16 protein-coding genes, 4 tRNA genes and 1 pseudogene are annotated in these 22,716 nt (G+C 48.7%); all 21 read left to right on the top strand.

Going from position 1 to position 22,716, the window contains the following annotated elements:
• Positions 1–3 precede the first annotated feature (3 nt).
• The 21 genes and pseudogenes from AB8Q18_13495 (at position 4) to tuf (AB8Q18_13395) (ending at position 22,715) form a co-directional block, all read left to right on the top strand.
• Positions 4–2,136, top strand: a complete 2,133-nt coding sequence (locus tag AB8Q18_13495) for an ATP-binding protein (protein ID XDZ51171.1) — start codon at positions 4–6, stop codon at positions 2,134–2,136.
• Positions 2,136–3,416, top strand: a complete 1,281-nt coding sequence (locus AB8Q18_13490; GenBank protein XDZ51170.1) for a sigma-54-dependent transcriptional regulator — start codon at positions 2,136–2,138, stop codon at positions 3,414–3,416. The genes AB8Q18_13495 and AB8Q18_13490 overlap by 1 nt, the downstream gene beginning before the upstream one ends.
• Positions 3,417–3,484: 68 nt before the next feature.
• Complete coding sequence (rsmD, locus tag AB8Q18_13485) at positions 3,485–4,078, top strand: 16S rRNA (guanine(966)-N(2))-methyltransferase RsmD (protein XDZ51169.1); 594 nt, start codon at positions 3,485–3,487, stop codon at positions 4,076–4,078.
• Between the two features lie 139 nt (positions 4,079–4,217).
• Positions 4,218–4,469, top strand: coding sequence for a YfhL family 4Fe-4S dicluster ferredoxin (locus AB8Q18_13480; protein XDZ51168.1), 252 nt, complete (start codon positions 4,218–4,220; stop codon positions 4,467–4,469).
• Between the two features lie 113 nt (positions 4,470–4,582).
• Positions 4,583–4,666: transfer RNA gene (locus AB8Q18_13475), tRNA-Tyr, on the top strand.
• 39 nt (positions 4,667–4,705) lie between these two features.
• Positions 4,706–4,779 (top strand) — tRNA-Gly (locus AB8Q18_13470).
• 9 nt (positions 4,780–4,788) lie between these two features.
• A tRNA-Thr gene (locus tag AB8Q18_13465) sits at positions 4,789–4,863 on the top strand.
• Positions 4,864–4,923: 60 nt separating this feature from the next.
• Positions 4,924–6,114, top strand: coding sequence for an elongation factor Tu (gene tuf, locus AB8Q18_13460; GenBank protein XDZ51167.1), 1,191 nt, complete (start codon positions 4,924–4,926; stop codon positions 6,112–6,114).
• A gap of 10 nt (positions 6,115–6,124) precedes the next feature.
• Positions 6,125–6,200 (top strand) — tRNA-Trp (locus AB8Q18_13455).
• Positions 6,201–6,264: 64 nt separating this feature from the next.
• Positions 6,265–6,714, top strand: a complete 450-nt coding sequence (gene secE, locus AB8Q18_13450) for a preprotein translocase subunit SecE (GenBank protein XDZ51166.1) — start codon at positions 6,265–6,267, stop codon at positions 6,712–6,714.
• Positions 6,715–6,718: 4 nt separating this feature from the next.
• Entirely contained in the window at positions 6,719–7,252 is a 534-nt protein-coding gene (nusG, locus tag AB8Q18_13445; protein ID XDZ51165.1) for a transcription termination/antitermination protein NusG, read from the top strand.
• A gap of 114 nt (positions 7,253–7,366) precedes the next feature.
• Positions 7,367–7,798 carry a 50S ribosomal protein L11 gene (gene rplK / locus AB8Q18_13440; protein ID XDZ51164.1) on the top strand — a complete coding sequence of 144 codons (432 nt, stop codon included), beginning with the start codon at positions 7,367–7,369 and terminating at the stop codon, positions 7,796–7,798.
• Entirely contained in the window at positions 7,799–8,494 is a 696-nt protein-coding gene (gene rplA, locus AB8Q18_13435) for a 50S ribosomal protein L1 (GenBank protein XDZ51163.1), read from the top strand. It abuts the gene before it with no gap.
• Between the two features lie 236 nt (positions 8,495–8,730).
• On the top strand, positions 8,731–9,228 hold the full coding sequence (gene rplJ, locus AB8Q18_13430; GenBank protein XDZ51162.1) for a 50S ribosomal protein L10: 498 nt from the start codon (positions 8,731–8,733) through the stop codon (positions 9,226–9,228).
• Between the two features lie 53 nt (positions 9,229–9,281).
• A complete protein-coding gene (rplL, locus tag AB8Q18_13425) occupies positions 9,282–9,656 on the top strand; it encodes a 50S ribosomal protein L7/L12 (GenBank protein ID XDZ51161.1) in 375 nt (124 codons plus the stop codon).
• A 147-nt stretch (positions 9,657–9,803) separates the two neighbouring features.
• Positions 9,804–13,979: a DNA-directed RNA polymerase subunit beta gene (gene rpoB, locus AB8Q18_13420; GenBank protein XDZ51160.1), complete on the top strand. Its 4,176-nt coding sequence runs from the start codon at positions 9,804–9,806 to the stop codon at positions 13,977–13,979.
• Between the two features lie 60 nt (positions 13,980–14,039).
• Positions 14,040–18,152, top strand: a pseudogene (gene rpoC, locus AB8Q18_13415) (DNA-directed RNA polymerase subunit beta').
• Between the two features lie 231 nt (positions 18,153–18,383).
• Positions 18,384–18,755, top strand: coding sequence for a 30S ribosomal protein S12 (rpsL, locus tag AB8Q18_13410; protein XDZ51159.1), 372 nt, complete (start codon positions 18,384–18,386; stop codon positions 18,753–18,755).
• A gap of 101 nt (positions 18,756–18,856) precedes the next feature.
• Positions 18,857–19,327: a 30S ribosomal protein S7 gene (rpsG, locus tag AB8Q18_13405; GenBank protein ID XDZ51158.1), complete on the top strand. Its 471-nt coding sequence runs from the start codon at positions 18,857–18,859 to the stop codon at positions 19,325–19,327.
• A 24-nt stretch (positions 19,328–19,351) separates the two neighbouring features.
• Positions 19,352–21,451, top strand: coding sequence for an elongation factor G (gene fusA / locus AB8Q18_13400; GenBank protein XDZ51157.1), 2,100 nt, complete (start codon positions 19,352–19,354; stop codon positions 21,449–21,451).
• A gap of 73 nt (positions 21,452–21,524) precedes the next feature.
• Positions 21,525–22,715: an elongation factor Tu gene (tuf, locus tag AB8Q18_13395; protein XDZ51156.1), complete on the top strand. Its 1,191-nt coding sequence runs from the start codon at positions 21,525–21,527 to the stop codon at positions 22,713–22,715.
• Position 22,716 lies beyond the last annotated feature (1 nt).

Here is a 22,716-nt window from a genome sequence, read left to right as displayed (position 1 = left end):
CCTGTGCGTTATATTTTGATCGTGTTGGCGGCCGCTTCGGTGCTGTCGCTGTATATATTAGCGGTAGCCACAGGCAATACCAGTAAACTGTCAGAATATTTTTGGTGGATTCTGATTGCCGATGGCGTTTTGCTGCTGGCTTTAGCGGCCGTGGTGGGTAAGCAGGTGTGGACGCTGCATAAAAACCATCAAAATCGCGTGTTTGGCGCTAAGCTTGCGCGCAAGCTGTCTTTTATGTTTGCCCTAGTGGCGATCATCCCGAGTATTTTATTGTTTGCCGTCTCGGCCCAGTTTATTTCCCACAGTATTGAGTCTTGGTTTGGCGATGAAACCGAAGTGGCTTTAGATCGTAGCTTAAATCTAAGTAAAGCCGCCCTTGAGTTTGCCCTCGATGAAACGGTGAAGGATGCCGTCCATGTGCAGATTCAGCTCATCAGCAACTATGCCTTTCAACATGATTTTCAGGCCGCTTTAGACGGCCTGCCAGAGCCTTTATTAAAAAATCTCGGTCAGGTGGCCGTTTATGACTTAGGCGCTCAGCAGCGCCTCGGTGAGCGCAACGTACAGCCGCGTCAGGCCAAAAACCTTACCTATCCTGCGGTGACGATTGCCGATTTGGCCAAGCTCACCCTTGATCAGCCGCAAACCCGCACCAATAGTTTGGGTAAGCAGCTATACTCAGAAGTGTGGCTGTCCATTCCGAATGCCGAACAGAAGAGCTATGCCTTGTTGGTGAGGGCTTTGGTGCCGGAAAAAGTGGCCCAAGATGCCTTATTGATTGAGGCTGCACGCTCGAAATACGCCGAGATGACGTTTGCTAAAGAAGGCTTACAGACGTTTTACATGATTACGCTGGTGATGGCGACGCTGTTGTCCATCATGCTGGCCTTAGTGGGCGCACTGTTCTTTTCACAGCGCTTTACTGCGCCTTTATTGGCCTTGGCAGCGGCGACTAAGGCCGTGGCCCGCGGTGATTTTACCAAGCGTAGCCCGGTGTTTCGCTCCGATGAATTCGGTACTTTATCCAGCATGTTTAACCGCATGACGGAGCAGCTGCAAAACGCTAATGAAGTGGCTGAAACCAACCGTCGGCGCCAAGAAGCCGCCAAAACCTATTTAGAAACGGTATTGGCCAGCCTCACCGCCGGGGTGCTGGCCTTCAGCACCAATGGCTATCTGCGAGCCTTTAACCGCAGTGCCGAAGAAATTTTAGGCTTGTCGTTTACCCCCTTATTGGATAAACCTTGGCATGAGTGGCCGCAGCAAGACGAGCTGACTTTGCAGTTGACGTCGATGGTGCATGAAATATTAGCCAATGAACAACCCCGAAATGCGGTACAGTTAGACTATGTACAGGGCGATCGCGCCCAAATCGTGTTGGCCAAGCTCACGCCCTTGGCACCAGAAGACGGTGGCGGTATGGTATTGGTGTTCGACGATGTGACTGAGCTGGTTAAAGCCCAAAAAGACGCCGCCTGGGGCGAAGTGGCCAAACGTCTGGCGCACGAGATTCGTAACCCGCTGACGCCGATTCAGCTCTCAGCCGAGCGTTTAGCCATGAAGTTAAGCGATAAGCTAGATGAAAAAGACGCCGGCATGCTGAAGCGTTCGACCGACACCATTGTGAAGCAGGTCAGCGCCCTAAAAAGCATGGTTGAGGCGTTCAGAAACTATGCCAAAGCCCCGTCGATTAAGCTGCATAAGCTTGATATGAATGAAATGATTCGCGAAGTTTTGACGCTTTATGAAGGTGCTGCTTGTACAATTACACCAGAACTGAGTAATATACCCATAATAATTAATGCAGACAGCGGCATGCTGCGGCAGGTTTTACACAACTTACTGAAGAATGCCATCGAAGCTGCAGAGGATGAAGCAGTCCCTGTAATACAAATTAAAAGCAGTATTCAAGAAAAATTTGCTATTCTAGAGATTGAGAACAACGGGAAACGTTTTAGTCAGGATGTGTTAAGGCGAGCATTTGAACCTTACATCACCGATAAGCCCAGCGGAACGGGCTTAGGGCTTTCAGTGGTGAAAAAAATCATCGATGAACACCAAGGAACGATTACTTTGACTAATCAAGAGCCAACAGGTGCGCTCGTTAAAATAACCCTGCCACTAGTGGAGGCATAATGCGTAGTAGTGATATTTTAATTGTGGATGATGAAGTAGGCATTCGTGACCTATTGTCTGAAATATTACAAGACGAAGGGTATACCGTCACACTTGCAGAAAATGCAGAAGTGGCCCGTAATTTGCGCAATCAAACACGACCTGCTTTGGTCTTATTAGACATTTGGATGCCCGACTGTGATGGCGTCACTCTGTTAAAAGAGTGGGGCAAGTCTGGCCAACTTAACATGCCTGTGGTGATGATGAGCGGTCACGCCAGCATCGACACTGCCGTAGAGGCAACGCGCATCGGCGCTTTTGATTTCCTAGAAAAACCCATTGCCCTGCAAAAGCTGTTAAGCACCGTACAACGAGCGCTTAAATATGGCGAAATGCAGGCGGCCACGACCTTGTCTCTGGATAAGTTAGGCAAGAGCGAGCCGATTCAAGAACTGAATCGCCAGCTCGAGCGCGTGGCTAAGGTTAAATCACCGGTATTGATCTCGGGTGAGCCAGGTTCTGGCTTTGAACTGGTGGCGCGCTATTTCCATCAGCCCAATACGCCTTGGGTGACCCCAACCAAACCAGAGCAAATCCTAGATGCACCGCTAGAGCTATTGCAACAGGCCAATAGTGGCGTGCTCTATCTGGGCGACATCGGCCAGTTTAGCCGCCGCATTCAGCAAGGCTTAATGTTCTTGTTGTCTAAGCTGGATCGCTTTAACGTGCGCTTAATCTGCGCCTGTAGCCGCCCCTTGCAAGACCTATTGGTCGACCCAGAGTGCGATAACCGGCTGTTAACGGCCTTGTCGAGCGTGATTGTGCCGGTGCCACCGCTACGGGAGCATTCTGAAGACATCGTCTTTTTGACCGAGCAAATCATCACCGAGCTGGTGGAGAGTAAGCAGATTCCGCAAATTAAATTCACCACGTCGGCAATCAACGCCCTGCGTCAATACGATTGGCCCGGTAACTTAGAGCAGCTCAAAGGCGTGATTAAGAGCCTGGCCTTGACCGCTGAGAGCGATACGGTGGATACGCCAGAAATCAATACGGTGTTGCAGCAGTTCCGTCAGGGCAAGCCCAGTGAAGCCACCGGCTTTGACTTTGACTTGCCGCTACGTGAGCTACGCGAACAGCTAGAGCGCCGTTATTTTGAGTACCATATTGGTCAAGAAAAGGGCAATATGAGTAAGGTTGCGCTGCGAGTAGGCCTAGAGCGCACGCATTTATACCGCAAGCTCAAGCAGCTAGGCATTCAATTCTCCAGACGGCAACTGGATAAAACCGCCAAGCCGTAATCGTTGATACCCCCACAAACCCGCATGCACCCTCCGCAGCGGGTTTCTTCATGCCTCAGTAGGACCTTATGAGTAAACAGAGCCACAAGCAAAGAAACAATCAAGTACGCATCATCGGCGGCAGCCACAAGCGCCGCATCATAGAATTCCCCAGCAGTGAGGGCTTAAGGCCCACGCCAGACAGAGTCAGAGAAACATTGTTTAACTGGTTAGGCCAGACCTTAAACGGGGATGCCGTGTTGGACCTCTACGCCGGCAGCGGCGCACTGGGGCTAGAGGCTAAGTCGCGCGGTGCTGACCCCGTCGTCTTGGTTGAGAAGAGCCGCCAGGTGGCTGGCGTGCTTCGCCAGAACATTGATAAGCTAGGCTGGACCTCGGCTGATGTACAGGTTTACATTGGCGAGGCCTATGGTTTTTTACGCAGTAACCGTCAGCCGTTTAATGTGGTGCTGCTGGATCCGCCGTTTGAATTTGATGATTGGGCTAGTCTGTGGCCGCTGTTGCAAGCTAGCCTCGCCCCTGATGCCTATGTCTATATTGAGGCGGCACGATTGCCAGCGCTGCCAGACTATTTGAGCGAAGTGCGGCAGGCCAGCGCAGGGCAAAGCAAGCAAGTGCTGAGTGTTTACTCTGTTTCAGAAAGCACAGAAGCTGAATGTTGATGGCATGAATGCTTTGATTTTGAACAAAAAAACAAGCCGTTGGCCGCTTGCTGTGGGATATTAATACTTGATTAAGTGCCGATAAGGTGCCAAAATTGCGGGTTATATTAACAACAAGATGTACCGCTAAGGAAACACTATGTCCTTATTCATTACCGACGAATGCATTAACTGCGACGTATGTGAGCCAGAGTGCCCCAACGAAGCCATTTACCAAGGCGATGAGATTTATGAAATCCATCCTCACCTATGTACCCAGTGTGTTGGCCACTATGATGAGCCACAATGTCAGCAAGTTTGCCCAGTAGATTGCATTTTAATCGACCCTGAGCACGATGAAACCGAAGCTGAGCTACAGGCCAAGTACGAGCAGATCACGGCCGACAAGTAAGACGAGTCAAATAAATTAACAGGTGAATCAGTTAATTAGAAAGTATTTGTAAAAAAGTGTAGATTTTTACTTGACGAAATTCAGGATATTGCTTAATATCTCGCACTCTTAACGGAGGGATTCCCGAGCGGCCAAAGGGGGCAGACTGTAAATCTGCTGCGTGAGCTTCGAAGGTTCGAATCCTTCTCCCTCCACCAAATACTGTCTTGGGGCAGTTTTAAGAATAGAATCGAATCGCGGGTGTAGCTCAATGGTAGAGCAGAAGCCTTCCAAGCTTACGACGAGGGTTCGATTCCCTTCACCCGCTCCAAGATACCCCGCCCATGTAGCTCAGGGGTAGAGCACTCCCTTGGTAAGGGAGAGGCCGACAGTTCAATTCTGTCCATGGGCACCATAAATACCTAGTTTCACTTTTGTTTTTAATATTCTCAACAGATAAGCTTAGGAAATTGCCATGGCTAAAGAAAAATTCGAGCGGAATAAACCGCACGTAAACGTTGGCACCATCGGTCACGTTGACCATGGTAAAACCACTCTAACTGCTGCATTGACCACAATTTTGTCTAAAAAATTCGGTGGTGCTGCACGCGCTTACGATCAAATTGACAACGCTCCTGAAGAAAAAGCCCGTGGTATTACCATTAGCACTTCACACGTTGAATACGAAACTGATACTCGCCACTACGCTCACGTAGACTGTCCAGGTCACGCCGACTATGTTAAAAACATGATTACCGGTGCAGCTCAAATGGACGGCGCGATCTTGGTATGTTCAGCAGCTGACGGCCCTATGCCACAAACTCGTGAACACATCTTGTTGGCTCGTCAAGTTGGCGTTCCTTACATCATCGTATTCATGAACAAATGCGACATGGTTGACGACGAAGAGTTGTTGGAATTGGTTGAAATGGAAATCCGTGAGCTATTGTCTAGCTACGACTTCCCTGGCGACGACATTCCTGTTGTTAAAGGTTCTGCACTTAAAGCTTTGGAAGGTGACCAATCTGACATCGGCGAGCCAGCAATTTTTGCTTTGGCTGACCAATTAGATGCTTACATTCCTACTCCAGAACGTGCTGTAGACAAGCCATTCCTATTGCCAATTGAAGACGTGTTCTCAATTTCTGGCCGTGGTACTGTAGTGACTGGTCGTATCGAACGTGGTATTGTAAACGTGGGTGACGAGCTAGAAATCGTTGGCTTGAAAGACACTGCTAAAACCACTTGTACTGGCGTTGAAATGTTCCGTAAGTTGTTGGATCAAGGTCAAGCCGGCGACAACGTAGGTGTATTGCTACGTGGTACCAAACGTGAAGACGTGGATCGCGGTCAAGTTTTGGCCAAGCCAGGTACTATTACGCCTCACACCAAGTTTGCTGCTGAAGTGTACGTGTTGTCTAAAGAAGAGGGCGGTCGTCACACCCCATTCTTTGCTAACTACCGTCCACAGTTCTACTTCCGTACTACTGACGTAACCGGCGCGGTTACTTTAGGTGAAGGCGTTGAAATGGTTATGCCAGGCGAAAACGTTGGCGTGACTGTAGAATTGATTGCCCCTATTGCGATGGAAGACGGTCTACGTTTTGCCATTCGTGAAGGTGGTCGTACCGTTGGTGCAGGTGTTGTTGCCAGCATCATTGCATAATTAAAAGTTTAGGCCAGTAGCTCAATTGGTAGAGTATCGGTCTCCAAAACCGAGGGTTGGGGGTTCGAAGCCCTCCTGGCCTGCCAAAAACAAAGACTAATCGGCCATGTGCTGGTTAGTCTTTTTTCTGTATCATCATAAGGGTGATGTATGTCTAATAAGTCAGCAAATGATTTGGTAGCAAAAAGCAAATCACAATCAAAAGAAGCATTGAAACTGAAAGCCGCTGAAGAAGCGAAAAAAAGCCAACGCGCCGATAAGGTGAAATTGCTGTTGGCCGCGGTTTTGGTGATTTTAGGTGTGGTTGGTTTTTATGCCTTACCGACCTTGCCGATATTCGTTCGCGCCTTGATGCCCGTTGTTGGGGTGGTGTTGGCAGTGGTCATTGTGTTCTTCTGGTGTTCAGTAGGTCGTCGTTTGACGCAGTACGTGCGCGACTCGATTACCGAGGTGAAGAAAGTAGTGTGGCCTGAACGAAATGAAGCCATCAAACTCACGATGTTCGTGATCGCCTTTGTGATGGTCTTAGCCATGTTTATTTGGGTCGCCGACTGGGCCATTTCGTGGTTGTTTTACGATGTTATTTTAGGTAGGAGATAAAGCCATGGCTAAGCGCTGGTATGTTGTGCACGCGTATTCGGGTTTCGAAAAGAACGTGCAAAAAACATTATTGGAACGGATTGCCCGTGAAGAAATGGGTGACTTGTTCGGCAAGATCTTGGTGCCTGTTGAAGAAGTCGTTGACATGAAAAATGGTCGTCGCACCATTAGTGAGCGCAAGTTTTTCCCCGGTTATGTATTGGTTGAGATGGAAATGACTGATGAGTCATGGCATTTGGTGAAGTCTACGCCACGCGTGAGCGGCTTCATTGGCGGTACGGGTAATCGTCCGTTGCCAATCTCTCAACGTGAAGTTGATGCAATTATGCAACAAATTCAAACCGGCGTGGAAAAACCCAAGCCTAAGGTTGAATTTGAAGTGGGTGAAAAAGTTCGCGTGAACGAAGGCCCCTTTGCTGACTTCAATGGCACGGTTGATGAAGTGAATTACGAGCGAAATAAATTGCGCGTATCGGTGCAAATTTTCGGTCGTGAAACGCCGGTTGAATTAGATTTTGTTCAGGTCGAAAAGATCTAAACGCTTGATTTAAGTCATCAGACTATCAACGAAACACTTTTGTTGATATAATGATTGACTTTCTTTTTGGGGAGCAGTGAATACTGCGTTTGACCCGTTTATTGGAGTATTATTGTGGCTAAAAAAATTGTAGGTTACATCAAACTACAGATTCCAGCTGGTAAAGCGAATCCTTCTCCACCCGTAGGCCCTGCTTTGGGTCAACGTGGTTTGAACATTATGGAATTTTGTAAAGCATTTAATGCACAAACTCAAGGCATGGAACCTGGTCTACCAGTACCTGTTGTGATTACTGCATTTGCTGACAAATCATTCACCTTCGTGATGAAAACCCCTCCTGCTGCCGTGTTGCTTAAAAAAGCTGCCGGCGTGGCCAAAGGCAGTGCACGTCCTTTGACCGACAAAGTAGGTAAAGTAAGCCGCGCTCAATTGGAAGAAATTGCAAAAGCAAAACAACCTGATTTGACTGCTGCTGATATGGACGCTGCCGTACGCATTATTGCCGGTACTGCTCGTTCAATGGGTTTGAAAGTGGAGGGCGTGTAAATGGCTAAGATTTCTAAACGTTTAAAAGCGCTTCGCGAAACCGTTGATGCAAACAAATTTTACGCTGTTGACGAAGCTTTGACCTTGGTTAAAGCGGCTGCAACCGCTAAGTTCGACGAATCAATCGACGTGTCTGTTAACTTGGGCGTTGACCCACGTAAATCTGACCAAGTGATTCGTGGTTCTGTTGTATTGCCTAAAGGCACTGGTAAAACCACTCGCGTAGCCGTGTTCACTCAAGGCGCAAACGTTGAGTTGGCTAAAGCTGCTGGTGCTGACGTTGTTGGTTTTGAAGACCTAGCTGCCGACATTAAAGCCGGTAACATGGACTTCGACATCGTGATTGCTTCTCCAGACGCGATGCGTATCGTTGGTCAATTGGGTACCATCTTGGGCCCACGTGGCTTGATGCCTAACCCTAAAGTGGGCACCGTAACGCCTAACGTTGCTGAAGCGGTTAAAAACGCTAAAGCCGGTCAAGTTCAATACCGTACTGATAAAGCCGGTATTATTCACGCCACTTTGGGCCGCGCTTCTTTCTCTGAAGCCGACCTACGTGAAAACTTCAACGCCTTGCTAGACGCGTTGATCAAAGCCAAACCAGCTGCTGCTAAAGGCCAATACTTGAAAAAAGTTGCCGTTTCTAGCACCATGGGTTTAGGCGTGCGTGTTGACACTGGTAGCATCAACAACTAAAGAATATGGGCGGCTTCTTTTATAAGAGGCTGCCTATTGGGCTATCTGGCCAGTCCAGGTAGTTGTCCAAGACCGTAGGGGCCGTCAGGTTTAATTTCGCAAGAGCCCTACGCAGACGGTAGTTCCCGAGAGAATAATGAACAAGCCAAGCTTGTAAGTGTCTTTTCTTAGGTTACCGCTCTGAAGTGAAGTGAAGCTCTGATAGAGTTTCTTTCGATAACAGTAGGAGGTAGACCTTGAGTCTCAATATTGAAGCCAAAAAGGCAGCCGTAGTAGAAATTGGTGAACATTTAACCAATGCTCAAACTATGGTGATTGCCGAGTACCGTGGTATCAGTGTTGGCAGCATGACTGTTCTACGCGCTAAAGCTCGTGAAGAAGGCGTATTTTTACGCGTTCTGAAAAACACTTTGGTACGTCGCGCAGTTGAAGGCACTTCTTTTGCTGCACTAGCAGACCAAATGACCGGTCCGTTGGTATACGCAGTATCAGAAGATCCAGTTGCTGCTGCAAAGGTATTACATCAGTTCTCAAAAACAGACGATAAAATTGTAATTAAAGCCGGTTCTTACAATGGTGATTTGCTAGATCTAGCTCAGGTAACTGAGTTGGCCTCTATCCCAAGCCAAGAAGAATTGTTGTCGAAATTGCTTTGGGTTATGCAAGCGCCTGTATCAGGCTTTGCACGTGGCTTGGCCGCTTTGGCAGCCAAAAACGAAGCAGAAGCTGCTTAAACCAACATCGTTTGAACAAATATTTTATATTAGTATATTAGGAGTTTGATAGCATGGCTATTACTAAAGAAGACATCTTAGAAGCAGTTGGTACCCTAACTGTAATGGAATTGAACGACTTGGTTAAAGCGTTCGAAGAAAAATTTGGCGTTTCTGCTGCCGCTATGGCTGTTGCTGGTGGCGCTGCTGCTGGTGGCGCTGCTGCCGCTGAAGAGCAAACCGAGTTCGACGTGATCTTGGCTGCTGCTGGCGACAACAAAGTAAGCGTGATTAAAGTGGTTCGTGCTATTACCGGTTTGGGTCTAAAAGACGCTAAAGACTTGGTAGACGGCGCACCTAAAGCAGTTAAAGAAGCTGTGTCTAAAGCTGAAGCTGACGACGTTGCAAAACAATTGACTGAAGCTGGTGCTAAAGTTGAAGTAAAATAAGCATAATTAATGCTTGATAGGCTGGCAGTTTTTACTGCCGGCCTTCTTTCGCTTCTGTAATGGTTATTACCTATAAGCATTTAATTTTTAATGAATCAAGTGTTTATTGTTAATTGCTAGCAAAAACATCACCTTAATGGAGACTCTATGAGTTATTCTTTCACCGAGAAAAAGCGTATCCGTAAAAGCTTCGCAAAACGGGCCAATGTTCTAGATGTTCCTTTTCTATTGGCAACCCAGTTAGATTCATACTCTGACTTTTTGCAGCTTGGTACTCCATTCGATCAGCGTGAAGACCGCGGTCTTCAAGCAGCCTTTTCATCGATTTTTCCCATTACCAGCCACAATGGTTACGCTCGTCTAGAGTTTGTCCATTATGTACTGGGTGACGTGGCGTTTGACATCCAAGAATGTCAGATGCGCGGCATCACTTACGCAGCGCCGCTTCGCGCCCGCATTCGTTTGGTGATTCTTGATAAAGATTCATCTAAGCCTGTGGTTAAAGAAGTGCGTGAAAACGAAGTGTACATGGGTGAAATTCCGTTGATGACCCCTAATGGCTCGTTTGTGATTAATGGTACTGAGCGCGTCATCGTGTCTCAGCTACACCGTTCGCCTGGCGTGTTCTTTGAACACGACCGTGGTAAATCACATTCGTCAGGCAAACTATTGTTCTCTGCCCGCGTGATTCCTTACCGTGGTTCATGGTTGGACTTTGAGTTTGACGCCAAAGACTTGTTGTACTTCCGTATTGACCGTCGTCGTAAGATGCCGGTGAGCATTCTGTTGAAAGCGTTGGGCTATACTGCCGAACAAATTTTGACCATGTTCTACGACACTGAAGTTTTCCACTTGTCGAAAAAAGGCGTTCAAGTAGAGTTGGTGGCGGATCGCATTAAAGGTGATGTGGCTAAAGAAGACATCGTCGCCAAAGACGGCACCTTGGTGATTGCCAAAGGCAAACGCATTACCGCCAAGCACGTGCGTGACATTCAAAATGCTGAAATCACGCGTCTAGACGTGGACCCAGAAAACCTATTGGGCAAAATCTTGGCCAAAGACGTGATCTTGAAAGACACTGGCGAAGTACTGGCCAGCGCCAACCAAGAAATCACCGAAGAATTATTGGCGAAGTTAGACATTCATGGCGTGAAACGTATTGATACCCTCTACGTGAACGAATTGGATCACGGTGGCTACATCGCGCACACCTTGCGTACCGATGAAACCTCTGACCAATTAAGTGCACGTGTGGCCATTTACCGCATGATGCGCCCTGGTGAGCCGCCTACTGAAGATGCCGTTGAACAATTGTTTAACCGCCTGTTCTTCAGTGAAGACTCATACGACCTGTCACGCGTAGGCCGCATGAAGTTCAACACCCGCACCTATGAGCAAAAGCTGGATCCTAAAACCGCCGACTGGTTTAAGAATATGCTGAGCATTACCTTTGCTGACTACGAAAGCAAAGCCATTGGCGTGTTGACCGTTGAAGACATCGTGGTGACGATCGCCACCTTGGTTGAATTGCGTAACGGCCGTGGCGACATTGATGACATTGACCACTTAGGTAACCGTCGCGTGCGTTCAGTGGGTGAGTTGGCCGAAAACCAATTCCGTGCCGGTTTGGCTCGCGTGGAACGTGCGGTGAAAGAGCGCTTGAATCAAGCCGACTCTGAAAACCTGATGCCTCACGACTTGATCAACGCCAAGCCTGTGAGCGCTGCGATTAAAGAATTCTTTGGTTCTAGCCAACTGTCACAGTTTATGGACCAAACCAACCCATTGTCTGAAATCACCCACAAACGCCGTGTATCGGCGCTTGGCCCTGGTGGTTTGACGCGTGAGCGTGCAGGCTTTGAGGTACGTGACGTACACCCAACGCATTACGGCCGCGTGTGTCCGATTGAAACGCCAGAGGGTCCAAACATTGGTTTGATCAACTCTTTGTCTGTGTATGCCCGTACCAACGAATACGGTTTCCTAGAAACCCCATACCGTCGCGTGGTGGATCAAAAAGTCACCATGGAAATCGACTATTTGTCTGCGATTGAAGAAGGCCGCTATGTGATTGCACAGGCGAACGCAGGCTTAGACGACAGCGGTAAATTGATCGACGAATTGGTGACCTGTCGCGAAAAAGGCGAGACCATCTTGTCTACCCCTGATCGCGTTCAGTACATGGACGTGGCCACCGGCCAAGTGGTGTCGGTAGCGGCTTCCTTGATTCCGTTCCTAGAACACGACGACGCCAACCGTGCCTTGATGGGCGCCAACATGCAACGTCAAGCCGTGCCTTGCTTGCGTCCTGAAAAACCAATGGTGGGTACCGGTATCGAACGCTCTGTAGCGATTGACTCGGGTACAGCAGTGATCGCAGACCGCGGTGGTGTGGTTGAGCAAGTAGACGCCAGCCGAGTGGTGATTCGCGTTCATGATGATGAAGCGACTGCTGGTGAAGTGGGTGTAGACATCTACAACTTGATCAAATTTACCCGCTCTAACCAAAGCACCAACATTAACCAACGTCCCGTGGTGAAAACCGGTGACATCGTTCAACGCGGCGACGTGTTGGCCGACGGTGCCTCAACCGACCTAGGTGAATTGGCATTGGGTCAAAACATGACCATCGCCTTTATGCCTTGGAACGGTTACAACTTCGAGGACTCGATCTTGATCAACGAGCGCGTGGTGGCAGAAGACCGCTACACCTCGATCCACATCGAAGAATTGAACGTGGTGGCGCGTGACACCAAGCTGGGTGCTGAAGAGATTACCCGCGACATTCCGAACCTGTCTGAGCGCATGCAAGGTCGTTTGGATGAAGCCGGTATTGTTCACATTGGCGCTGAAGTAGAAGCCGGTGACGTTCTGGTGGGTAAAGTAACGCCTAAAGGCGAAACTCAGCTGACGCCTGAAGAAAAGCTATTGCGGGCGATTTTCGGTGAAAAAGCCTCTGACGTGAAAGACACCTCATTGCGCATGCCTACCGGCATGAGCGGTACCGTGATCGACGTTCAGGTCTTCACCCGCGAAGGCATTGATCGTGACGAGCGCGCTCAGTCCATCATCGATGCAGAGCTAAAACGCTACCGCAAAGACTTGAGCGACCAGCTGCGTATTTTCTCTAACGACGCCTTTAGCCGTATCGAGCGCATGATCGTGGGTAAAGTTGCCAACGGTGGGCCTAAACGCTTAGCCAAAGGCACTGAAATCACCAAGGACTACTTGGAAGGTTTGCCAACGCAACACGATTGGTTCGACATTCGCATGGCCGATGAAGACCTAGCCCGTCAATTAGAATTGATGAAGTCTAGCCTGTCATTGAAACATGAAGAATTCGATGCCAAATACGAATTGAAGAAGAAAAAACTGACCCAGGGTGACGAATTGCAGCCTGGCGTTCAGAAAATGGTTAAAGTGTTCATCGCCATTAAACGTCGCTTGCAGTCTGGTGACAAGATGGCCGGTCGACACGGTAACAAAGGTGTGGTTTCTCGCATCTTGCCAGTGGAAGACATGCCGTATATGGCCGATGGCCGCACCGTCGACATCGTCTTGAACCCGCTGGGCGTACCGAGCCGGATGAACATTGGTCAGATTCTAGAAGTGCATTTGGGTTGGGCCGCGAAGGGTATTGGTCGCCGCATTGACGAGATGTTGATTCGTCAAGAGCAGGCCAAAGACATGCGCGCCTTCCTAGAGCAGTTGTACAACAGCACCGGTCATAAAGAGCAGCTAGATGGCTTTACCGACGCTGAAATCATGCACTTGGCCGAAAACCTACGCAAGGGTGCGACGTTTGCGTCTCCTGTGTTTGACGGTGCCGATGAGCCTGAAATCAAGCAAATGCTGAAACTGGCTTACCCTGATGCCGATCCAGAAGTGGAAAAATTGGGCTTTAACCCAACCAACACCCAAGTGACCCTATACGATGGTCGTTCAGGCGAAGCGTTTGACCGTCCTGTGACCGTGGGCGTGATGCATTACTTGAAACTGCATCACTTGGTAGACGAGAAGATGCATGCTCGTTCAACCGGTCCTTACAGCTTGGTGACGCAGCAGCCGTTGGGTGGTAAAGCACAGTTCGGTGGTCAGCGTTTTGGTGAGATGGAGGTGTGGGCACTAGAGGCATACGGTGCGTCTTACACCCTACAAGAAATGTTAACGGTGAAATCGGATGACGTCACTGGTCGTACCAAAATGTACGAAAACATTGTGAAAGGTGAGCACAAAATTGATGCCGGCATGCCTGAATCATTCAACGTGTTGGTGAAAGAGATTCGCTCACTTGGTTTGGACATCGACCTAGAACGTTATTAATAGACAATGACCCCTGCTGGCTGAATCAGCGAGCAGGGGACACGCACCCCGGAGCAAAACATGAAAGCATTGTTAGATTTGTTTAACCCGACGCAACTAGCGGGCGCGGACGACGAATTTGATGCCATCAAGATCGGCATCGCGTCACCAGAGACCATTCGTTCATGGTCTTACGGTGAGGTCAAAAAACCTGAAACCATTAACTACCGTACGTTCAAGCCTGAGCGTGACGGCCTTTTCTGTGCCAAAATTTTCGGCCCAGTAAAAGACTACGAATGTTTGTGCGGTAAGTACAAACGTTTGAAATTTAAAGGCGTGACCTGTGAGAAATGTGGCGTTGAAGTCACCTTGTCTAAGGTTCGCCGTGAGCGCATGGGCCACATCGACCTAGCGTCTCCCGTTGCCCACATTTGGTTCTTGAAATCACTACCGTCTCGTTTGGGCATGGTGTTGGACATGACCTTGCGTGACATCGAGCGCGTTCTGTACTTTGAAGCGTTTGTGGTGACCGAGCCTGGCATGACCACGCTACAGCGTCGTCAGTTGCTGACTGAAGAAGATTACTACAATAAATTAGATGAGTTTGGTGAAGAATTCGAAGCCTTTATGGGCGCCGAAGGCATTCGCGACTTGTTGCGTACCCTAGACATTCCTGGCGAAATCGAAACCTTGCGCCAAGAGTTGGAATCAACCAACTCTGATGCCAAGATCAAAAAAATCGCCAAACGTCTTAAAGTATTGGAAGCCTTCCAACGTTCAGGCATGAAGCCTGATTGGATGATTCTAGACGTGTTGCCAGTATTGCCGCCTGATCTACGCCCATTGGTGCCGCTAGACGGTGGTCGTTTCGCCACGTCTGACTTGAACGATCTATACCGTCGTGTGATCAACCGTAACAACCGTCTAAAACGTTTGTTAGAGTTGCATGCACCAGACATCATCGTGCGTAACGAAAAACGCATGTTGCAAGAAGCTGTGGATTCACTATTGGACAACGGCCGTCGCGGTAAAGCCATGACCGGCGCCAATAAGCGTCCATTGAAATCATTGGCTGACATGATTAAAGGTAAGGGCGGTCGTTTCCGTCAGAACTTGCTGGGTAAACGTGTGGACTACTCTGGTCGTTCCGTGATTACCGTGGGTCCTTACCTGCGTCTGCATCAATGTGGTCTACCTAAAAAAATGGCGCTAGAGCTGTTTAAACCTTTCATTTTCCATAAATTGGAAGTGTTGGGCTTGGCAACGACTATTAAGGCTGCTAAAAAATTAGTTGAACAAGAAGTGCCAGAAGTATGGGACATCTTGGAAGACGTGATTCGCGAACACCCAATCCTATTGAACCGTGCACCAACCTTGCACCGTTTGGGTATTCAGGCGTTTGAACCGATTCTGATTGAAGGTAAAGCGATTCAGCTGCATCCTTTGGTTTGTGCCGCATTTAACGCCGACTTTGACGGTGACCAAATGGCGGTACACGTGCCTCTATCATTAGAAGCGCAAATGGAAGCACGCACCTTGATGTTGGCCTCTAACAACGTATTGTCTCCTGCCAACGGCGAGCCAATCATTGTGCCTTCTCAAGACATCGTGTTGGGCCTGTACTACATGACGCGTGAGCGCATCAACGCGCCAGGCGAAGGCTCTTTATTCGCCGACGTGAAAGAAGTACACCGCGCCTACGAAACCCGCCAAGTAGAATTGGCCACCAAGATCACCGTGCGGATTAAAGAATACCGTAAAGACGATCAAGGCGAATTCGTGCCAGTGGTGAATCGCTACGAAACCACCGTTGGCCGTGCTTTGCTATCAGACATCTTGCCTAAAGGCTTGCCGTTTGAACTGGTGAACCGTGCGCTGAAGAAAAAAGAAATTTCACGCTTGATCAATGCGTCGTTCCGCCTATGTGGCATCCGCGACACCGTGATCTTTGCTGACCACTTGATGTACACCGGTTTTGCCTACTCTACCCGCGGTGGTATCTCTATTTGCGTGGACGACATGCAAGTGCCAGAGAAAAAATACACCTTGTTGGATGAAGCTAAGACCGAAGTTAAAGAAATTGAAGAGCAGTACCGTCAAGGCCTGGTGACTCAGGGTGAGCGCTACAATAAAGTGGTGGACATCTGGGGTCGTACCGGCGACAAGATCGCTAAGGCGATGATGGATGAACTATCGGTGCAAAAAACCATCGACCGCGACGGTAACGAAGTGGATCAAGAGTCATTTAACTCGATTTACATGATGGCCGACTCTGGCGCCCGTGGTTCTGTGGCCCAGATTAAACAGCTAGCCGGTATGCGTGGCTTGATGGCGAAACCAGACGGTTCGATTATTGAAACCCCAATTACCTCGAACTTCCGTGAAGGCCTAACGGTTCTACAATACTTTATTTCCACTCACGGTGCGCGTAAAGGTTTGGCGGATACGGCATTGAAAACGGCTAACTCAGGTTACTTGACGCGTCGTCTAGTAGACGTGACCCAAGACTTGGTGGTAATCGAAGACGATTGCGGTACCTCTGACGGCTTCATCATGAAGGCTGTGGTTCAAGGTGGTGACGTGATTGAGCCGCTGCGTGACCGTATTTTAGGTCGTGTATTGGCCGTTGACGTGGTTGAGCCAAGCACGGGTGAAACCATTGTTGAGGCAGGCACTTTGATGGACGAAGCGTCTGTAGACATCATTGACCGCGCCGGTTTGGACGAAGTGAAAATTCGTACCCCAATTACCTGTAAAACACGCTACGGCTTGTGTGCCCAATGTTACGGTCGTGACTTGGCCCGCGGTAAGCGCGTGAACTCAGGTGAGGCCGTGGGCGTGATTGCCGCCCAGTCAATTGGTGAGCCAGGTACTCAGCTGACCATGCGTACGTTCCATATTGGTGGTGCGGCGTCTCGTTCTGCTGCTGCGAGCCAAGTGGAAGTGAAATCGAACGGTACCGTTCGTTTCTCTAGCCAAATGCGCTATGTAGCCAACAATAAAGGTGGCCTGGTGGTGATTGGTCGTTCTTCAGAAATCGTGATTCACGACGACATTGGTCGTGAGCGTGAGCGTCATAAAGTGCCTTACGGCGCGATGTTGATGGTTCAAGACGGTACTGAAGTGAAAGCGGGCCAAGTATTGGCCACGTGGGATCCACACACCCGTCCAATGATTACCGAGCACGAAGGTAAGATTCGCTTTGAAAACGTCGAAGAAGGCGTGACCGTAGCGAAACAAACCGACGATGTGACTGGTCTGTCTACCCTGGTGGTGATTGACACCAAACGTCGCTCTGCTGCGCAATCTAAGCTATTGCGCCCAACCGTGAAACTGTTGGATGCTGATGGCAACGAAGTGCGTAATGCTGGCTCTGACACCGCCGTGTCTATGGCCTTCCCATTGGGTGCGGTGATTACCGTACGTGATGGCCAAGACATTGGTAAAGGCGACGTATTGGCGCGTATCCCGCAAGAGAGCACCAAGACCCGTGACATTACCGGTGGTCTACCACGCGTGGCTGAATTGTTCGAAGCCCGTGTACCGAAAGACGCCGGTATGTTGGCCGAAGTCACCGGTACCGTATCGTTCGGTAAAGACACCAAAGGCAAGCAGCGTTTGATCATCACTGATCTAGACGGCAGCGCCCATGAATCATTGGTGCCAAAAGAGAAAAACATTTTGGTGCATGATGGCCAAGTGGTGAACCAAGGTGAAATGATCGTTGACGGTGCAGTAGACCCACACGACATTCTGCGTTTGCAAGGCATTGAGTCATTGACTCGTTACATCGTGCAAGAAGTACAAGAAGTGTACCGTTTGCAAGGCGTGAAGATTAGTGACAAGCACATTGAAGTGATCATTCGCCAAATGTTGCGTCGTGTCCATATTGCTGATTCAGGTGACACTGAGTTTATTACCGGTGAACAGGTAGAGCGCGCTGAAGTAGTGATGGCGAACGAGAAGATGGAAGCTGAAGACAAGCAGCCAGCACGTTATGAAAATATCTTATTGGGTATTACCAAAGCGTCATTGTCTACCGACTCCTTCATTTCTGCTGCATCGTTCCAAGAGACCACGCGTGTCTTGACCGAAGCCGCCATCATGGGCAAACGCGATGATTTACGTGGTCTGAAAGAGAACGTAATCGTGGGTCGTTTGATTCCTGCTGGTACTGGCTTAAGCTACCACCGCAAACGCCAAGGTTTGGCAGCGCAAGTGGCCACAGCACAAGAGCAGCCAGAACAGCTAGGGTAATTCGAGACGGGCCCGCAGTACGCAGCGGGCGTTGTCTAAAAGGTGCAGTATCAAGGGTAGTTTCTTGATATTGCACCTTTTTGTATTGACTGTATCTTGAATAGAAACTACAATATCGGGCTTACTGGCATGGTGTCAGTAAGTTATTCTCAATAGGAACGAAAATAAATGCCTACAATTAACCAATTAGTGCGTAAAGGTCGCAAAGTTCCGGTTTACCCGAACAAAGTGCCTGCACTAGAGGCTTGCCCTCAAAAACGTGGCGTGTGCACTCGCGTATACACCACTACCCCTAAAAAACCTAACTCTGCACTACGTAAAGTATGTAAAGTTCGCTTGACCAACGGTTTTGAAGTGATTTCATACATCGGTGGTGAAGGCCATAACCTACAAGAGCACAGCGTGGTATTGATCCGCGGTGGTCGTGTAAAAGACTTACCTGGTGTACGTTACCATACCGTTCGCGGTTCTTTGGACACTGCCGGTGTTAAAGATCGTAAACAATCTCGCTCTAAATACGGTGCTAAGCGTCCTAAGTAAGGATTGGCAGTGTAGGCAGCGCTTCGCTGTCGAGTAAGTGAATGTCTTTTTAGACGTTTTTGAGCAACAGTGCTCAACTGAATAGAATTAAGGAAAATATCATGCCAAGACGCAGAGAAGTCCCCAAACGTGACGTCCTACCAGATCCAAAATTTGGTAGCCAAGAGTTGTCAAAATTCATGAACGTTGTGATGATTGACGGCAAAAAATCTGTTGCTGAACGCATCATCTACGGTGCTTTAGAACAGATCGCTAAAAAAGCTGGCAAAGAGCCAATCGAAGTATTTAACGCTGCTATTGCTAACGCTAAGCCTATCGTTGAAGTTAAAAGCCGTCGTGTCGGTGGTGCCAACTATCAAGTTCCTGTTGAGGTTCGTCCTGCACGTCGTCTTGCTTTGTCTATGCGCTGGTTGCGTGATGCAGCCCGTAAGCGTGGTGAGAAATCAATGGATTTACGTTTAGCTGGTGAGTTGCTAGATGCGGCTGAAGGTCGCGGCGGCGCCATCAAAAAACGTGAAGAAGTGCACCGTATGGCTGAAGCCAACAAAGCCTTCTCTCACTTCCGCTTCTAAACTAACAAAGAAAAGGCAATTATTGTGGCTCGTAAAACCCCCATTAATTTGTACCGTAACATCGGTATTAGTGCCCATATTGACGCTGGTAAAACAACGACTTCAGAACGTATTTTGTTCTACACCGGTATGAACCATAAGCTGGGTGAAACCCACGAAGGTTCTGCAACGACCGACTGGATGGAACAAGAGCAAGAGCGCGGTATTACCATTACTTCTGCTGCTGTGACCACCTTCTGGAGCGGTATGTCGCACCAGTTCCCGTCTCACCGTATGAACATCATTGACACCCCAGGCCACGTTGACTTTACGATTGAAGTAGAGCGTTCTATGCGTGTATTGGACGGCGCCGTGATGGTTTACTGTGCTGTGGGTGGTGTGCAACCTCAGTCTGAAACCGTATGGCGTCAGGCTAACAAATACAAAGTGCCTCGCTTGGCCTTCGTGAACAAGATGGACCGTCAAGGCGCCAACTTCTTCCGTGCCGTTGAGCAAATGAAAACCCGTCTACGCGCAAATCCAGTACCTGTAGTGGTGCCGATTGGTGCTGAAGATGGTTTCCAAGGCGTGGTTGATTTGTTGAACATGAAAGCCATTATTTGGGATGAAGCGTCTCAAGGCATGAAGTTCGAATATGGTGAAATCCCTGCTGACCTAGTAGACACTGCCAACGAATGGCGTGAAAACATGGTTGAAGCTGCGGCTGAAGCCAGCGAAGAGCTGATGGAAAAATATTTGGGCGGCGAAGCCTTGACCGAAGAAGAAATCGTTGACGCATTGCGTAAACGTACTTTGGCTTGCGAAATCCAACCTGTATTGTGCGGTTCTGCATTTAAAAACAAAGGTGTTCAACGTATGTTGGATGCAGTTGTTGAATACTTGCCTAGCCCACTAGACATTCCACCTGTAGCTGGTGAAAACCCTAAAGGTGAAAAAGTTAGCCGTAAAGCCGACGATGCTGAGAAATTCTCTGCATTGGCGTTTAAATTGATGAACGACAAGTTCGTGGGTCAATTGACGTTTATTCGTGTTTACTCAGGCATGGTTAAATCAGGCGACACCGTAACCAACTCTGTAAAAGGTACGCGCGAGCGTATTGGCCGTTTGGTGCAAATGAAAGCCAACGACCGTGAAGAGATTGAAGAAGTGCGCGCTGGTGACATCGCTGCCGTGATCGGTTTGAAAGACGTGACCACTGGTGAGACTTTGTGTGCAGAAGATGCACCGATCATCTTGGAGCGTATGGAATTCCCTGAGCCAGTAATTCACGTGGCCGTTGAACCTAAAACCAAAGCCGACCAAGAAAAAATGGGCGTGGCCTTGAATCGTCTTGCTAAAGAAGACCCTTCATTCCGCGTGCGTTCAGATGAAGAATCTGGCGAAACCATTATTTCAGGCATGGGTGAATTGCACTTAGAGATCTTGATTGATCGTATGCGTCGTGAATTCGGCGTTGAGTGTGGTGTGGGTGCGCCTCAAGTGGCTTACCGCGAAACCATTCGTAAAGAAGTTGAGTCTGAAGCGAAACACGCCAAACAATCTGGTGGTAAAGGTCAGTACGGTCACGTTGTGATCAAACTTGAGCCTATGGAGCCAGGTGGTGCAGGTTACGAGTTTATCGATGAAATTAAAGGTGGTGTGATTCCTCGCGAATTCATCCCTTCTGTTGATAAAGGTATTCGTGACACCTTGTCAAACGGTGTGGTTGCTGGTTACCCAGTAGTAGACGTACGCATTCGCTTGATCTTTGGTTCTTACCATGACGTTGACTCTTCGCAATTGGCGTTTGAGTTGGCCGGTTCTATGGCCTTTAAAGACGGTATGCGTAAAGCCAGCCCAGCCCTTCTAGAGCCTATGATGGCCGTAGAAGTAGAAACCCCTGAAGATTACATGGGTGACGTAATGGGTGACTTGTCTAGCCGTCGCGGTATCATTCAAGGTATGGATGATGACGGTATTGGCGGTAAGATTGTTCGTGCGGAAGTGCTTTTGTCTGAAATGTTTGGCTACGCCACTGCACTTCGTTCATTGACTCAAGGTCGTGCGATCTACACCATGGTATTCAAACGTTATGCTGAAGCACCTTCACATATCGTTGAAAAAGTCATGGAAAAGAAAAAGTAATATCCCTATAGCTGCCTGACTGAGGTCGGGCAGCATCGTTCTTTTATCGATCTTTATTTAAGGAATTAGCATAATGGCTAAAGAAAAATTCGAGCGGAATAAACCGCACGTAAACGTTGGTACAATTGGTCACGTTGACCATGGTAAAACCACTCTAACTGCTGCATTGACCACAATTTTGTCTAAAAAATTCGGTGGTGCTGCACGCGCTTACGATCAAATTGACAACGCTCCTGAAGAAAAAGCCCGTGGTATTACCATTAGCACTTCACACGTTGAATACGAAACTGATACTCGCCACTACGCTCACGTAGACTGTCCAGGTCACGCCGACTATGTTAAAAACATGATTACCGGTGCGGCTCAAATGGACGGCGCGATCTTGGTATGTTCAGCAGCTGATGGCCCTATGCCACAAACTCGTGAACACATCTTGTTGGCTCGTCAAGTTGGCGTTCCTTACATCATCGTATTCATGAACAAATGCGACATGGTTGACGACGAAGAGTTGTTGGAATTGGTTGAAATGGAAATCCGTGAGCTATTGTCTAGCTACGACTTCCCTGGCGACGACATTCCTGTTGTTAAAGGTTCTGCACTTAAAGCTTTGGAAGGTGACCAATCTGACATCGGCGAGCCAGCAATTTTTGCTTTGGCTGACCAATTAGATGCTTACATTCCTACTCCAGAACGTGCTGTAGACAAGCCATTCCTATTGCCAATTGAAGACGTGTTCTCAATTTCTGGCCGTGGTACCGTGGTAACTGGTCGTATCGAACGTGGTATTGTAAACGTGGGTGACGAGCTAGAAATCGTTGGCTTGAAAGACACTGCTAAAACCACTTGTACTGGCGTTGAAATGTTCCGTAAGTTGTTGGATCAAGGTCAAGCCGGCGACAACGTAGGTGTATTGCTACGTGGTACCAAACGTGAAGACGTAGACCGCGGTCAAGTTTTGGCTAAGCCAGGTACTATTACGCCTCACACCAAGTTTGCTGCTGAAGTGTACGTGTTGTCTAAAGAAGAGGGCGGTCGTCACACCCCATTCTTTGCTAACTACCGTCCACAGTTCTACTTCCGTACTACTGACGTAACCGGCGCGGTTACTTTAGGTGAAGGCGTTGAAATGGTTATGCCAGGTGAAAACGTTGGCGTGACTGTAGAATTGATCGCTCCGATCGCTATGGAAGATGGTCTACGTTTCGCGATTCGCGAAGGTGGTCGTACCGTTGGCGCCGGCGTTGTTGCCAGCATTATTGCTTAAT

This window comes from Neisseriaceae bacterium CLB008 (assembly GCA_041228285.1).
Taxonomy (GTDB): Bacteria; Pseudomonadota; Gammaproteobacteria; order Burkholderiales; family Neisseriaceae; genus JAGNPU01.
The sequence above is the reverse complement of the archived record's forward strand: the minus strand, read 5'-3'. Positions and strand labels throughout refer to the sequence as shown.